Source organism: Klebsiella sp. ME-303 (genome assembly GCF_007910085.1).
GTDB classification, from domain to species: Bacteria; Pseudomonadota; Gammaproteobacteria; order Enterobacterales; family Enterobacteriaceae; genus Klebsiella; species Klebsiella michiganensis.
Map to the genome: position 1 here is coordinate 1 of NZ_VOJB01000002.1, position 539 is coordinate 539.

Consider the following 539-nt stretch of genomic DNA (forward strand, 5'->3'; position numbering starts at 1 on the left):
CTTTTAATAGATAATTTCCGCTGAAAATCTTATCACGAAGCGTTAGCAGACGAACTGCTAATTTGCAAGCATTAGCTTACTGATTATTGGTGGGTTTCTTCTCGCAGTTAGCCAGCACGGAGTTGTTGTGCGCCAGAATGTCGCGCTTCGTCTGACGGTCGAGAACTTCAATATCGTGGTCGGTCAGGTAGATGACCCTCACCCAGTTGCAGGCCGTATCAACGACTACCGGGGCGGGTAAACTTTTCGCGCAGCTCCCGATCAACATCGTCATCGCCCATACGCTTAACGTCTTCCTGTACATCACTGGCCCCTTTCGTTGCATCAGCCCGGCGTTCTGCCGCGGCGACGGTAGCAGCGGCGTTCTCTTCGGTTCGCTGCTGATCGGCTTTGGCTTCTGCCTTGTTGGTCCCACGCGCATGGCCTAACCCAAATGCGCCAGCGACAACGGCCAGCAACGCAGTTGCCAGACCAATAATCATTTCAATGCCCATAGCGACCTCACACCAGTACTGATTTAGCCAAGTTAAACAGCGCAC

General features: G+C 52.9%; 2 protein-coding genes. Both read right to left on the minus strand.

Annotation, left to right across the window (positions count from 1 at the left end; translation table 11 throughout):
• Window positions 1–76 precede the first annotated feature (76 nt).
• Window positions 77–268 (minus strand): hypothetical protein, encoded by a 192-nt coding sequence (locus tag FQK12_RS00010; RefSeq protein WP_032694446.1) that lies wholly within the window; start codon window positions 266–268, stop codon window positions 77–79.
• Complete coding sequence (locus FQK12_RS00015) at window positions 219–494, minus strand: hypothetical protein (RefSeq protein WP_014228562.1); 276 nt, start codon at window positions 492–494, stop codon at window positions 219–221. The genes FQK12_RS00010 and FQK12_RS00015 overlap by 50 nt, the downstream gene beginning before the upstream one ends.
• Window positions 495–539 lie beyond the last annotated feature (45 nt).

Bases quoted from the DNA above. Each gene is read 5' to 3' on its own strand.
- FQK12_RS00010 (WP_032694446.1), bottom strand. From the start codon at position 268: ATGTTGATCGGGAGCTGCGCGAAAAGTTTACCCGCCCCGGTAGTCGTT.
- FQK12_RS00015 (WP_014228562.1), bottom strand. From the start codon at position 494: ATGGGCATTGAAATGATTATTGGTCTGGCAACTGCGTTGCTGGCCGTT.